The sequence below is a fragment of the Pseudomonas sp. G2-4 genome, assembly GCF_030064125.1.
In the GTDB taxonomy this organism is placed as follows: domain Bacteria; phylum Pseudomonadota; class Gammaproteobacteria; order Pseudomonadales; family Pseudomonadaceae; genus Aquipseudomonas.
Window position 1 is genome coordinate 4,512,679 of record NZ_CP125957.1, and the last position, 13,933, is coordinate 4,526,611.

Here is a 13,933-nt window from a genome sequence, read left to right on the forward strand (position 1 = left end):
CCTCATCCCATGAAAGCGCCCCTAACCCTCCTGGCAGTCAGTTTGTTACTGACGGCCTGCGCCAGCCCGTTGTCGCCACCGGACAGCGGTATCCAGCCGCCACCGGCCTGGCAGAACCTCGACACGCCCAGCGCTCGCGCCGAAAACCAGCAATGGTGGACACACTTCGGCAGCCCACAGTTGAACCGGTTGATCGAACAAGCGCGCCTGGACAGCCACGACCTGGCCGCCGCCATGGCCCGGGTGCGCCAGGCCCAGGCCAGTGCGGTGATCGCCGGCGCGCCGCTGCTTCCGGCGGTCACGACCGGGCTCAACGGCAATCGCCAGGAATTGTTGCGCGGCAAAGGCTACAGCCAGCTGGACGTGGATCGGAACAACCGCACCATCGATTACTACGATGCCAACCTCAGTGCCACTTATGAGCTGGATTTCTGGGGCGGCAAACGGGCGGCCCGGGACAGTGCGTTGAGCACGCTCTCGGCCAGCCAGTTCGACCGCGCGACCGTGGAGTTGACCCTGCTCAGCGGCGTCGCCAACAGCTACACCCAGGCGTTGTCCCTGGGTGAACAGCAGCGCATCGCCGAACTCAACCTGGCCAACGCCGAAAGTGTGCTCGAACTGGTGCAGACTCGCTACGACGCCGGCGGCGCCACGGCCTTGGAGTTGTCGCAACAGAAAAGCCTGGTGGCGGCGCAGCAACGCCGCTTGCCCCAAGTGCAGCAACAGGCCAAGGAAGCGCTGATTACCTTGGCGGCGCTGCTGGGGCAACCGGTGCAGGCGGTCAGGCTCGACGATGAACAGTTCGAACAACTGCAGTGGCCTTCCATCGACGCCGGGGTGCCCAGCGAACTGCTGCGCCGTCGCCCGGACATCGCCGCCGCCGAAGCGCGCCTCACCGCTGCCCAGGCCGACATCAGCGTGGCCCGCGCCGCCATGCTGCCCTCCGTCACCCTGGGCCTGAGCCTGGGCACTGGCGCCGACATCGCCGACCAGTTGCTGCGCAACAACGTCTACAACCTCACCGCCGGTTTGGCCGCGCCGATCTTCAACAATGGCCGCCTGAGGGCCGAACGGGACAAGGCCACTGCCCGCCAGGAGGAACTGCTGGAGCTCTATCGAGCCGCCATCATCAACGGCTTCGCCGACGTCGAAAAAGCCCTGAACAGCATCAACGGCCTGGACCAGCAGCGGCAGTGGCAAAGCGAAGAACTGCAGCAGGCCCAGACCGCCTTCGACATCGCCCAGCGCCGCTACCAGGCCGGCGCCGAAGACCTGCTCACCGTGCTGGAAACCCAACGCACGCTGTACACCGCCCAGGACATGAACGTGCAGCTAAGACTGGCGCGGGTGCAGGCGAGTGTGGCGTTGTACAAGGCGTTGGGTGGGGGTTGGCGGGTGATGTAAACCTGAAGCCAAGTGACACCTGTGGCGAGGGAGCTTGCTCCCGCTGGGCTGCGCAGCAGCCCCCATGGCCGGCACCTCGGTGGGTCAGATGTTTTTGAGGGGGCTGGTTTGGGGGCTGCTGCGCAGCCCAGCGGGAGCAAGCTCCCTCGCCACAATAGCGTTCGCTTCAGTGCTGTTGAGGCTGCAATGTAGGACGTCCGAGCGAGGCTACATCGCCTTGCGCCGTTGCCTACAACTACGCCAGAATCCGCCGGCTTGTGCGCCTAAAGTCCTGTCGATAACTTGTTCCCCGTCACTGCTCATCAGTGACCGGGTCTGCAAGCCCGATGAATATCAGGCGCATAGCCAGAAAGCCATCGACACATTGGTGTTCGTTCCATGGCGGCTATGTGTGGGAGACCTTCGGGTCTGCCGGGTTCCTGATTTCCCGGTCTTGCAGACCCGCACATAGCTGCCACCCATCATCTGCAAGTGATGTCTGGCAGCGCCTTTTGAATAATCAGGAGCTGCACCATGTTCAAGATCACCCCCAATCCCCCCGAAGACGATTCCAAAAAACTCAACGAAGCCGCCGACCGCGCCCTCGCCTTTTATCTCGATCCAAAACCTGAAAAACCCAATCCATCACCGGGCCAGTTGTTCACTGTCGCAGAAGGCACGGACATGGAATGCCTGCTGGCCAACCTCAGCGAAACCCTGGCCTCGGTCAATGCCATGGCCAGTGACCTGGCGTTTGAACTGGACGGCTCGCGGCGGCATGTTGCTTTGGGGATTCAGCAGATGATCGAGCTGGGCGAACTGTTGGCGAATCGTGCCTTGGACATCGCCGCGCCGCGCTAAAAACCTTCACAACAAATCTCAAGTCAAGTGACACCTGTGGTGAGGGGATTTATCCCCTCGCCACAATGGTGTTCACTTGAGTTCAATCCCCAGCCAAGTACACCCGTGGTGAGGGAGCTTGCTCCCGCTGGGCTGCGCAGCAGCCCCAATGGCCGGCACCTCGGTGTGCCAGATGTTTTTGAGGGGGCTGGTTTGGGGGCTGCTTCGCAGCCCAGCGGGAGCAAGCTCCCTCGCCACAACGGCGTTCACTTTAGTTCTTGGGATGGCGGGGTTTACACCGGTTTGCTCTTGAGATTGCGCGCATACCACGGCCGTTGCGGCACGCGGCGGAACAGCTCGGAGAGCTTTTTGTCGTCGCTGCCAAAGGTAATGCGCAGCGCCAGTTTCATGGTTTCCGGGTCCATCTCCACCGAGCGCCCGACCTGCAGCCCAGGCGTAGAGTTGCAACCGTGGGTGTCCGGGCCCAGCCAGGGGTCAGATATCTCCACCCAGCGGCCTGGGGCGAACCAAGGTACGCCACTGACTTCGAGCCGGCTCACTTCCCCCGGATGGAACCGCTCGTGGGCACGGAACCAGTCTTCGAGGCGGTCGTCGATCCAGCCGTGGAAGGCCCAGAACACCGGGCTCACATGGGAGGAAAACGGATCGCCGAGGAAGTCGTTTTCCGGGGCGTACCAGCGCGCGGCGAAGTCGTCCGGGTCGCGGGCGAACGGCACCGGGTGGCCGTTGGACGGGTCGCGCGGCACCGAGGCCCAGCGCATGTGCAACCAGTCGTGCAGACCCAGTTCCACTTCCGAGCCAAACTGGCCCAGGGTCAGTTGCGACAGGTAACGAGGGTCGCGGTAGCGCGATTCCCAGACCTGGAAATTGCTGTGGTAAGTCTCGGCGGTCTTGATGTCACTGACCCACTGGGCGTATTGCTCATCGCCATCGGCCAGCCAGGTCGGCGGCAGTGCCGTGCCGTCGTGGTTATCGAAATAGCGGGCGAAGCCAAGGCGGTCACGTTCCAGCTCAGGTTGCGGCAAGGGGAAGCGCGGCCACGACGGCAACGCCTGGAAAGAACGCGCAGTGCCCAACATATGCCGGTGCATGAAAAAGAAATCGACGCCCGAGCCGTTGCGATCCTTGCGCGGCCCACGGGCGTCGCGCTCCTGATCCCGTGGGCCGGGCTGCCAACCGATGCCGCGCAGGGCGTTGCGTTTGTCTTCGTCCAGGGTGTGCCATTTGTCCCGCGAGGCATGCCAGAGCTGGTGGAACAGCCGATGTTCTGGCGACACCAGCCAGGCCAGCAGCGCCGGGCTCAGCGGCGTACGTTCGCGGGCTTCGGGGAATCGCTGCTTGCGGGCGATGAATTGATTGTCGAGTTCCAGCAGGCCCAGCGGACGATCCAACCGCAACACCCGACCGCTGAGCGTCGCGGTGCCTGCATTGCCGAAGCCGGCCCAGACTTCGTCCAGGGTCATGGTGAATTCATAGTCCGGCGCGCCGCCCGAGGCCTGGGCCCCTATCAGTCGCCAGCTCAGTTGCTTCGGGTCGGTGCCGGCCAAATCGCCCAACACCCGATAACGAGGCTCATCCCCGGCGCGCAGCCGTTCGGCGGTGTCGAGGCAACCCACCAGGCCACGGCCCTTGTGGCCGATATCGAGGAACACCTGGAGACCGTCCTGGGGCAAGCCATCGAGGCCGGCGTTGCGGCCGGTGAAACGGATTGTCCATATGCCCCGCAACGTGTCGGCCCGACGCTGGCCCGCCACGTCCGCCACATCGAACGAAGCCTCGCCGGGGGTGATGCTCGGGTCCGGTCGGGTCAGTTCGCGATGCCCGTAATACACCGCAGGCACGGCGGCACCGGTCAGCGCCAGGCCTGCCATGAACCATCGTCGAGAAATCGTCATTGCCTTACCTGTGTCCAGCCCTGGAGCGGGCTTTATCCAAGCTAGAACGATGGGCAGGCCAACAAATTTATAGGGGCTGTGAGGGCCTCATCGCGAGCAGGCTCGCTCCCACAATGGACCTGGTACATCCGCGCGAGATCGGTCGACTGTCAGACCGCCATCGCGAGCAGGCTCGCTCCCACAGGTTGACCGCGTTCCAATGTGGGAGCGAGCTTGCTCGCGATGGGGCCCTCGAAGCCGCCTAAATTTCCCCGCCGATCACTCGTTCTCCCCAGATAGCAGAGGCCTCTGCGCCTGTCCTTCCAAGGCGAACCTGACTGAGATCGGCAATGACAACACGACGTTCGAAAAAGGCTCTTTTCATCGGCCTGCCATTGGCCCTGGCGCTGGCCGTCGGTGGCGGCCTGGCAGCCTGGGACCGTTGGTGGCGGGACAACCCCGGCTACCCGGTTAAGGTGATGAAAGAAGCTCGGGAGCTGCACGAACGCCTACTGTCCTTTGACAGCCACATCACCGTGCCGCTGGATTTCGGCACCGCTGGCAATGAAGCCGACAAGGACGGCAGCGGCCAGTTCGACCTGGTCAAAGCCAACCGCGGACAGCTGTCCGGCGCGGCCCTGACGGTGTTCGGCTGGCCCGAGCTGTGGAACGGCGACAATGCACCGCACAAGCCTACTGCCGGTTTCGTCGAGGAAGCGCGCAACCAACAGGAAGTGCGCTACAAGATCATCACCGGCCTGGTCCGGGACTTTCCCAACCAAGTCGCCATCGCCTACACCCCGGATGATTTCCGCCGCCTGCACGGCGAAGGCAAGTTCGCGATTTTCATCAGCATGCTCAACGCCTACCCCCTGGGCCATGACCTGAGCCTGCTGGACCTGTGGACGGCGCGGGGCATGCGCATGTTCGGCTTCAGCTACATCGGCAACAACGACTGGGCTGACTCTTCCCGCCCGCTGCCGTTCTTCAACGATTCACCGGACGCCCTCGGCGGTCTGTCGGAGATTGGCAAGCAAGCAGTGACACGCCTGAACGACCTCGGTGTGATCATCGACGTGTCACAGATGTCGACCCAGGCCCTGGAGCAAGTCGCGCAACTGAGCCGCACGCCGCTGGTGGCCTCTCACTCTGCGCCACGGGCGATGGTGGACATTCCGCGCAACCTCAGCGACAAGGAAATGCAGCTGATCAAGGCCAGCGGCGGCGTAGTGCAGATCGTCGGTTTCTCCCAATACCTGCGCCCGCTGACGCAAAAGACCCAGGACAAACTCAACGCCTTGCGCGAACGTTTCGACCTGCCGCCACTGCCCAACCTCGCCATGGCGCTGATGCCCGGCGACCCGATCATCGCCGCCTGGCCGGAGCAAAAGTTTGGCGAATACGCCGGCCAGCTCTACGGCATTCTCGAAGAAGAACCCAAGGCCAGCCTCAAGGACCTGGGGGATGCCATCGATTACACCGTGCGCAAGATCGGCATCGACCACGTCGGCATCAGCTCCGACTTCAACGAAGGCGGCGGCGTCAAAGGTTGGGAAAACGTCGGCGACATTCGCAACGTCACCGCCGAACTGCTCACCCGTGGTTACTCCGAAGCCGACATTGCCAAACTGTGGGGCGGCAATTTCCTGCGGGTCTGGGATCAGGTCCAGCAAGCCGCAAAACCCGCATTGGCCTCGAACCAGAAGGCCGTCCAGCCATGAATGAACGCCGTACCTTTCTCAAGCAAGCCGGGATCCTTGCCGCCGGTCTGCCGCTGGCCGCCAGCCTGCCAGCTACGGTCGCCGCCGATTCGCTGCCGCCACTGCCGCGCAACAAATGGGCGCAATTGCGCACGCTGTTCGACCAGGACCCGGACTACCTGCATTTCTCCAATTTCCTGGTCACCACCCACCCGCGCCCGGTGCGCGAGGCCATCGAAAAACACCGCGCCGCCCTGGATAAAAATCCGGGGCTGTTGATGGACTGGGACCTGGGCGTCACCGAAGCACGCGAGGAAAACGTACGGACCTGGGCCGGCCGTTATCTGCAAGCAGGCCCAAAGCAGATCGCCCTCACCGGCAGCACCACCGAGGGCTTGGCGATGATCTACGGCGGCGTCCATGTGGCGACCGATCAGGAAATCCTCACGACCGCCCATGAGCATTACGCCACCCACACCATTCTCGATCTGCGCACCCAACGGGATGGCACCCAGGTGCGCAAGATCAAGTTGTTCGAAAACGCCCACAACGCCAGCCACGAAGAAATCCTCACGGCCATCGACCGCAACATCCGCCCACAAACCCGGGTATTGGGCATGACCTGGGTGCATTCGGGCAGCGGCGTGAAGCTGCCCATCGACCAGATCGGCGCGCTGGTGGACAAGCACAACCAGGGCCGCAGCGAGGCGCAGCGCATCGTGTACGTGGTGGACGGCGTCCATGGTTTTGGCGTCGAGGACCTGAGTTTCCCAGCAATGAACTGCGACTTCTTCATCGCGGGCACCCACAAGTGGATGTTCGGCCCACGGGGTACAGGCCTGGTGTGCAGCCGCAGCGAAGAGCTCAAATACATCACGCCGATCATTCCGACGTTCTCAGAGGCCACAACGTTTTCCACCACCATGACGCCGGGCGGCTACCACGCCTTCGAGCATCGCTGGGCGGCGGACGAAGCCTTCAAGCTGCACCTGCAACTGGGCAAGCCCGACGTGCAGGCGCGCATTCATGCACTCAACACCTACCTGAAAAAACAGCTGGTGGCACAGCCGCAGATCGAGCTGGTCACGCCCCTGAGCCCGGACCTGTCAGCCGGCTTCACCTTCTTCCGGGTCAAGGGGCGCGACAGCGATGAGATCGCCGGCTACCTGATGAAGAACCGAGTGATTGCCGATGCTGTGCATCGCGACGCAGGACCGGTAATCCGCACCGCGCCGGGGTTGCTCAACAGCGAAGCCGAGATCGACCGCTTCATGGGCTTGCTGAGCAAGACACTCTGAACCTGACGTTATCGAGAGAAATGGATGAACAGTTTTTCCTTGAAGCTACTCCCGGCATTGGCCCTCTCCGCCCTGCTGCCCTCCGGTGCCCAGGCCTCGCAACCGGGCCAGGTTTTTCGTGACTGCAAGGACTGCCCGGAAATGGTCGTGCTGCCCACCGGCACCTTCCAGATGGGCACCCCGGAAGATGAAGTGGGCCGCGAGCCCGATGAAGGCCCGATGCATCCGGTGACCTTCGCCAAACCGCTGGCGATCAGCCGCTTCCAGGTACTCAAGGGCGAATGGTTCGCCTACCTTCGCGACACCGGCTACTCGATGCCCGACGGCGATGAGCGCCCCGGTCGCGCCTGCAAGGCTGGCATTCCGGATTACCAGGGCAGCGCCCCACGCAAGCAATACACCGACCGACACCCGGCGGTGTGCATGGACTTCGCCGAGGCCAACGCTTACGTGGCATGGCTGTCGAAAAAAACCGGCAAGCAGTACCGGCTGGTCAGCGAATCCCTGCGCGAGTACGCGGCGCGCGGCGGCAGCACCGGCCCGTTCCCCTTCCCGTTCGACGAGGGCAAGGAATACAGCATCGCCCAACACGCCAACACCTACGGCGCGGCCGACGGCTACAACTTCACCGCACCGGCCGGCAGCTACGCGCCCAATGCCTTCGGCGTCTACGACATGCACGGCAACGTCTACGAGTGGACGGCCGATTGCTACAACGACAGCTACGTCGGCGCGCCGGGCGACGGCAGTGCCTGGCTGACCGGCAAGTGCGAGTTCAAGCGGATCCGTGGCAACGACTGGGGCGAAGCACCGGTGTTCTCCCGCTCCGGCAACCGCAACGCGCTGGTGCCCAGCGATCGCGGCGACTGGATTGGTTTTCGGGTGGCGCGGGATATATGAACCGCTTCGCCGATGCGCCTAAAAGCAGGCTTTTGTGGCGAGGGAGCTTGCTCCCGCTCGGTTGCGCAGCGACCGCAAAATATTGGGGCCGCTGCGCAGCCCAGCGGGAGCAAGCTCCCTCGCCACAATAATGTGTGTCAGGCGATTCATCGTTAAATCCCCTCCCCCCACAATCGTTCTACAGGTGGGCGCGCCCCAACCGGCGTGCCGCCGTCCTCCAGCCCATGCGGTAAACGCCCGCGAGGGCCTTCGCCCTTTTCATCAAGCAGGGAAACCTCCATGAGCCAACAAAAACGCGGGGTGATCAATGAACTGTTCACCCTGCTCAAACCCTTCCGGCTGATTGTCATCGGCGCCATCCTGCTGGGCATGGTCGGTGGCCTGAGCGTCACCGTGCTGCTGGCGACGATCAACACTGTGCTGCACGCCGAAGGCGGCCTGACCAACACCGTGGTCGGCGTATTCGCCGGGCTGTGCCTGCTGGCCCTGTTCAGTTCCATCTGCTCCGACATCGGCACCAATTATGTCGGCCAGAAGATCATCGCCAAGCTACGCAAGGAACTGGGTGAGAAAGTCCTCAGCGCGCCCATCGAGCAGATCGAGCGCTACCGCAGCCATCGCCTGATCCCGGTGCTGACCCATGATGTCGACACCATCAGCGATTTCGCCTTCGCCTTCGCCCCCCTGGCCATTTCCCTGACCGTCACCCTCGGGTGCATGGGTTACCTGGCGATGCTGTCGTGGCCGATGTTCCTGATGATGGTCGTGGCGATTGTCATCGGCACCGTGGTGCAGTACATCGCCCGCGGCCATGGCATCAAGGGTTTCATGGAGGCGCGTGACTCCGAGGACGAATTGCAGAAGCACTACAACGCCATCGCCGAAGGCGCCAAGGAACTGCGCATCCATCGCCCCCGCCGGCAACGCATGTTCGTCTCGGGCATCGAGCACACCGCCGACAAGATCTGCGACACGCAGATCCGCTCGGTGAATATTTTCGTGATCGCCAAGACCTTCGGCTCGATGCTGTTCTTCGTGGTGATCGGCCTGGCCCTGGCCCTGCAATCGCTGTGGCCGAGCGCCGACAAAGCGGTGATGAGCGGTTTCGTGCTGGTGTTGCTGTACATGAAAGGCCCGCTGGAGCACCTGATCGGCACCCTGCCGATCGTCAGTCGCGCGCAAATCGCCTTCCGCCGCATCGCCGAGCTGTCGGAGCAATTCTCCTCACCTGAACCGCACCTGCTGCTCAGCGATCAGGGCAGCCATAAAACGCCGGTGCAGACGCTGGAACTGAACAATGTGGCCTACAGCTTTCCGGCGGTGGAAGACGCCACGCCGTTCCGCCTGGGACCGGTGAACCTGAAGATCGACCAGGGCGACATCGTGTTCATCGTGGGTGAAAACGGCTGTGGCAAAACCACGCTGATCAAGCTGCTGTTGGGCCTGTACGCGCCGCAGCAAGGGGAAATCCGCCTCAACGACCAAGTCGTGACAGCCGTGACCCGCGACGACTATCGCCAGTTGTTCACGACGATCTTTGCCGATTACTACCTGTTCGACGACATCGTCCAGGGCGACACCCATATCCCGGACGACGCCAACAAATACCTGCAACGCCTGGAGATCGCCCACAAGGTCAGCGTGCGCGACGGCGCCTTCACCACCACCGACCTGTCCACCGGCCAGCGCAAGCGCCTGGCGTTGGTCAACGCCTGGCTGGAGGAACGCCCGGTGCTGGTGTTCGACGAGTGGGCCGCCGACCAGGACCCGACCTTCCGACGGATTTTCTACACGGAGTTGCTGCCGGATCTCAAGCGCCTGGGCAAGACCATCATCGTGATTTCCCACGACGACCGTTACTTCGATGTCGCCGACCAATTGGTGCGCATGGAAGCCGGCCGCGTCATCACCGAACTGCAACCGGCGTAAATAATCACGATTCTCATTCTGGTTTTTTCTGGGTCGTGCGTCCTAATTAAGAATTGATGACAACTCCACCCTTATTAAAACTAAAACCTGCAAGAGTGAAACACATGCCAGCAACTCCGGGGATTCCACGTTTTACCAAGGCACTGATCATGCGCCGTTTGCTGCAACCAGGCTTCAGTGCCACCGCGTTCAGCCTGGCACTCGCCTTGCCGTTCAGTGCACAGGTCCAGGCCCAGGAGGCCGACCTCAACATTGCGGCGCAGTCGCTGTCCAGCGCACTGCAGGTGTTGAGCAAGCAATCGAACATGCAAGTGCTCTACAGCGCTGATGATGTCCAAGGCCTGCGCAGCCAGCCGGTGAGCGGCCGGTTGTCGCCTGCCCAGGCACTGTCGCAGATGCTGGTGGGGACCGGCGTCATGTTCACCGTTCAGGGCAACACCGTCACCGTACGCGCCAGGACCGCGGGCGATTCGCTGGAGCTGGGCGCCACCACCATCACTGGCAAGGCTGCGGAAACCGCCTACGGCCCGGTGGAAGGCTATGTCGCCACCCGCAGCGCCACCGGCACCAAGACCGACACACCGATCACGGAAATCCCGCAGACCATCAACGTGGTCACCGCCGACCAGATCGCCACCCAGGGTGCCCGTAACCTGACCCAGGCCTTGCGCTACACGCCGGGCCTGAACACAGGCGGTTTCACCGACCGCAACGCCATCGCCGATGAAATCACCAGCCGTGGTTTCTCGCCGACGCCGCTGTACCTCGACGGCGCCTACCTGCCCTACGCTGGCAGCCTCGGCGGCGCGCCGCAGATCGACCCGTATACCCTGGAGCGCATCGAAGTGCTCAAGGGGCCATCATCGGTGCTCTACGGGCAGAACCAACCAGGCGGCCTGATCAATATGGTTTCCAAGCGCCCAACCACTGAACAGCGCAGCCAGATCAAACTGGGCGCGGGCAGCTACAACCGAGTCAATGGCGCGTTTGACACCAGCGGCCCGATCGACGACCAGAAGGAATTCAGCTACCGCGTGATTGGCGTAGCGAAAAAAGGCAACCAGCAGGTCGATCACACCCACAGCGAGCGCATGTTGCTGGCGCCGAGCCTGACCTGGACGCCCAATGACGACACGTCCTTGACCGTACTGGCACAGATCCAGAAGGATGACGGCCTGGAGGACTACCAGGCCCTGCCCCGGATCGGTTCCCTGGAGCGCGGCCCCAATGGCCAGCGCATCGACCGGGACTTCTTCTCCGGTGACTCGAGGTGGAACGACTACAAGCGTGACCAGTTCATCCTGGGCTATGACTTCAGCCACGATCTAACCGAAGACCTGACGTTCCGCTCCACTGCGCGTTATACCGATGTGCGGGACCAGTATAAGGGCTTCTACCTGCGCAGCTTTGTCACCACCGGCGGCGTGACCGACCAGACCCAGGCCAACCGCGTCAAGCTCGACTGGCGACAGCACAACACCGCCTACACCATCGATAACAACGTCGAGTACAAATTCAACACCGGCGCCCTGGAGCACACCACCCTCGCGGGCGTGGACTATCGCCACTTCAACCGTAAATACGATGGCTACAACGCCTACAACGTAGTGCCAATCAATCTGTACGGCAGCAACAACAACTACGACACCAGCAGCGTGATCCCGACGCTGGACACCCAATGGGACAACACCGTTCGCCAGACCGGCGTCTACCTGCAGGACCAGATCAAGCTGGACAAGTGGATCCTGACCGTGGGTGGCCGCCAGGACTGGGCCGAAGTGGATAACAAGGACTTGCTGGCGGGCACTGTCTCCTCGCTGCGTGACAACAAGTTCACCGGTCGCATCGGCCTGACCTATGTCACTGACTTCGGCCTGGCACCGTACATCAGCTATTCCGAGTCCTTCCTGCCCACCTTGGGCACAGACGCTGCCGGCGAGTCCTTCAAGCCGACCGAGGGCGAGCAATACGAAGTGGGTGTGAAGTACCAGCCGTTCGACAAGACGCTGATCACCGCCTCGGTGTTCCAGATCAAACAGAAAAACCTGGTGACCGCCGATCCGGCAGACCCGCAGAACTCGATCCAGTCCGGCCAAGTACGCTCGCGCGGCGTTGAACTGGAAGTCAAATCATCCATCGACAACGTTGACGTGATAGGCGCTGCGACCTACCTCGACTCTTTCTACACCAAGGACAACTACGGCAACGAGGACAACCGCAGCGAGCAACAAGCGCCGTTCTCCGCTACTTTGTGGGTCAACTACCACTTCACCCAGGCCACCCTCAATGGCCTGACCTTCGGCGCAGGCGCCCGCCACACCGGACGCAAACCGGGCGACGCGGCCAACTCGTTCGACGTCCCGGCCTTCACCGTGTTCGACACCACCATCAGCTATGACATGGGCAAGGCCACCTCAAGCCTGCGTGGCGTCACCACCAGCCTGAACGTGCAGAACGTCTTCGACCGCGAGTACGTGTCCCACTGCAACTACTCGTTCGGCTGCTACTACGGCCAGGAACGCGTGGCCTCGCTGGACGTGACCTACGACTTCTAAACAACACCCACACAAAAAACCGGGCGTGGCCCGGTTTTTTTGTGCTTGCCAATCCTGAAACCTTCCCACAGAGGATTTGTGGCATATGCAAATCCTGAGACCACTCCAAAAATAACTGTGGGAGCGAGCTTGCTCGCGATAGCGGTGGGTCAGCCAGCATTTGAGGTGACTGATACACCGCTATCGCGAGCAAGCTCGCTCCCACAGGGGTCTCCCACAGGGGTCTTTGGCGTGTGAAAAATCCTGAGACCACTCCAAATAACTGTGGAAATGGTGGCGTTTCAGGCGGCCAGTGCAGTCCGCAACGCTTGGCTCAATTGCGCGTACACCTCGTCAATCTCCGGCACCACGCCCTGCAAGCGCAGGTAGTCGTGAATCAAGCCGGTGTATTCGATCAGCTCCACCGTCACCCCCTGTTCCTGCAAGCGTCGGGCGTAGGCACGGCCTTCATCGAGCAGCGGATCATGGCCGGCCAATGCGATCAAGGCCGGAGCCATGCCCTGGTGGGTCGGCGCGAGCAACGGCGAGAAGCGCCAGTCCAGGCGATCGGTGGGCTCATTGGCGTAATGCCGATAGAACCACTCCAGGGTTTCGCTCTCCAGCAGGTAGCCTTCGCCGAACAGCTCGGTGGAGGGGCTGCTGGTGGACGCATCGGTCACCGGATAGCAGAGCAATTGAAAGCACGGTTTGATCGCCAGGGAGGCGGGTTCCAGGGCCGATTGCAGCGCCAGCACCGTCGCCAGTGTCGCCCCGACGCTGTCGCCGCCGAACGCCACGCGGCTGACGTCCAGGCCTTCGGTGTGTGCCTGCCGTGCCAGCCAGTCGAGGGCGTCGGCGCCGTCGTTCAGCGGGCTCGGGAAGGTGTGTTCCGGGGCCAGGCGATAGCCCACCGACAACACCGCGCACGGTGTCCGGGCGCAGAATTCGCGGCAGACGCCGTCATGGGATTCCAGGCTGCCGACCACATAACCACCGCCATGAAAGTACACCAGCACCGGCAGCGCCTGGGCCGAAGCCGTGGCGGGACGATACAGACGCAGCGCCAGCGTCGCGCCGTCACGGGCCGTGAATGAGTGAGCTGCGCACTGCACATCCGCCGGAGCGCCCCAGCGCAATTGCACGGTGGTGCGCTCGAACGCCTCACGAGCCTGGGCCGGCGTCGACAGATGAAACGGCCCGGGACCATCAGCCTGGCTTTCCTCGGCCAGGTCGAGGAAGGCGTTGAGTTCTGGATGCAGGGACATCGCAGGGGTTCCTTATGAAAAAACCATGGGTAAATAAGATGAGCCACTCAGACTCATGCAAAACCCTGTGGCGAGGGAGCTTGCTCCCGCTGGGTCGCGAAGCGGCCCCAAGCATTTTGTCTTGAAACAAAAATTTGGGCCTGCTGCGCAGTCCAGCGGGAGCAAGCTCCCTCGCCACAGGAGCAAGAC

General features: G+C 62.5%; 9 protein-coding genes. 7 read left to right on the plus strand and 2 right to left on the minus strand.

Features of this window, described 5'->3' with window-relative positions:
• The first annotated feature begins 9 nt into the window (after positions 1 to 9).
• Together QNH97_RS19645 and QNH97_RS19650 are read left to right on the plus strand one after the other, a co-directional pair.
• The gene (locus QNH97_RS19645; RefSeq protein ID WP_283553507.1) at positions 10 to 1,404 is read left to right on the plus strand and encodes an efflux transporter outer membrane subunit; all 1,395 of its coding nucleotides are present in this window, start codon (positions 10 to 12) and stop codon (positions 1,402 to 1,404) included.
• A gap of 513 nt (positions 1,405 to 1,917) precedes the next feature.
• Positions 1,918 to 2,244 (plus strand): DUF6124 family protein, encoded by a 327-nt coding sequence (locus QNH97_RS19650; protein WP_283553508.1) that lies wholly within the window; start codon positions 1,918 to 1,920, stop codon positions 2,242 to 2,244.
• A gap of 272 nt (positions 2,245 to 2,516) precedes the next feature.
• On the opposite strand, the gene pvdP is transcribed toward QNH97_RS19650, so the two are convergent.
• Complete coding sequence (pvdP, locus tag QNH97_RS19655; RefSeq protein WP_283553509.1) at positions 2,517 to 4,139, minus strand: pyoverdine maturation tyrosinase PvdP; 1,623 nt, start codon at positions 4,137 to 4,139, stop codon at positions 2,517 to 2,519.
• A gap of 329 nt (positions 4,140 to 4,468) precedes the next feature.
• On the opposite strand from pvdP, the gene pvdM reads away from it, so the two are divergent.
• The 5 genes from pvdM to QNH97_RS19680 all read left to right on the plus strand — a co-directional run bounded on the left by pvdM (position 4,469) and on the right by QNH97_RS19680 (position 12,500).
• Entirely contained in the window at positions 4,469 to 5,839 is a 1,371-nt protein-coding gene (gene pvdM, locus QNH97_RS19660) for a pyoverdine-tailoring dipeptidase-like protein PvdM (protein ID WP_283553510.1), read from the plus strand.
• A complete protein-coding gene (gene pvdN / locus QNH97_RS19665; protein WP_283553511.1) occupies positions 5,836 to 7,116 on the plus strand; it encodes a pyoverdine-tailoring periplasmic protein PvdN in 1,281 nt (426 codons plus the stop codon). The genes pvdM and pvdN overlap by 4 nt, the downstream gene beginning before the upstream one ends.
• A gap of 24 nt (positions 7,117 to 7,140) precedes the next feature.
• Entirely contained in the window at positions 7,141 to 8,016 is an 876-nt protein-coding gene (gene pvdO / locus QNH97_RS19670) for a dihydropyoverdine dehydrogenase (RefSeq protein ID WP_283553512.1), read from the plus strand.
• A gap of 279 nt (positions 8,017 to 8,295) precedes the next feature.
• Positions 8,296 to 9,945: a cyclic peptide export ABC transporter gene (locus QNH97_RS19675; RefSeq protein WP_283553513.1), complete on the plus strand. Its 1,650-nt coding sequence runs from the start codon at positions 8,296 to 8,298 to the stop codon at positions 9,943 to 9,945.
• Between the two features lie 104 nt (positions 9,946 to 10,049).
• Positions 10,050 to 12,500 carry a TonB-dependent siderophore receptor gene (locus tag QNH97_RS19680; protein WP_283553514.1) on the plus strand — a complete coding sequence of 817 codons (2,451 nt, stop codon included), beginning with the start codon at positions 10,050 to 10,052 and terminating at the stop codon, positions 12,498 to 12,500.
• A gap of 281 nt (positions 12,501 to 12,781) precedes the next feature.
• On the opposite strand, the gene QNH97_RS19685 is transcribed toward QNH97_RS19680, so the two are convergent.
• Entirely contained in the window at positions 12,782 to 13,744 is a 963-nt protein-coding gene (locus QNH97_RS19685; protein ID WP_283553515.1) for an alpha/beta hydrolase, read from the minus strand.
• Positions 13,745 to 13,933: the final 189 nt, after the last annotated feature.

Bases quoted from the DNA above. Each gene is read 5' to 3' on its own strand.
- pvdP (WP_283553509.1), bottom strand. From the start codon at position 4,139: ATGACGATTTCTCGACGATGGTTCATGGCAGGCCTGGCGCTGACCGGT.
- QNH97_RS19645 (WP_283553507.1), top strand. From the start codon at position 10: ATGAAAGCGCCCCTAACCCTCCTGGCAGTCAGTTTGTTACTGACGGCC.
- QNH97_RS19685 (WP_283553515.1), bottom strand. From the start codon at position 13,744: ATGTCCCTGCATCCAGAACTCAACGCCTTCCTCGACCTGGCCGAGGAA.
- QNH97_RS19675 (WP_283553513.1), top strand. From the start codon at position 8,296: ATGAGCCAACAAAAACGCGGGGTGATCAATGAACTGTTCACCCTGCTC.
- pvdN (WP_283553511.1), top strand. From the start codon at position 5,836: ATGAATGAACGCCGTACCTTTCTCAAGCAAGCCGGGATCCTTGCCGCC.
- pvdM (WP_283553510.1), top strand. From the start codon at position 4,469: ATGACAACACGACGTTCGAAAAAGGCTCTTTTCATCGGCCTGCCATTG.
- QNH97_RS19680 (WP_283553514.1), top strand. From the start codon at position 10,050: ATGCCAGCAACTCCGGGGATTCCACGTTTTACCAAGGCACTGATCATG.
- QNH97_RS19650 (WP_283553508.1), top strand. From the start codon at position 1,918: ATGTTCAAGATCACCCCCAATCCCCCCGAAGACGATTCCAAAAAACTC.
- pvdO (WP_283553512.1), top strand. From the start codon at position 7,141: ATGAACAGTTTTTCCTTGAAGCTACTCCCGGCATTGGCCCTCTCCGCC.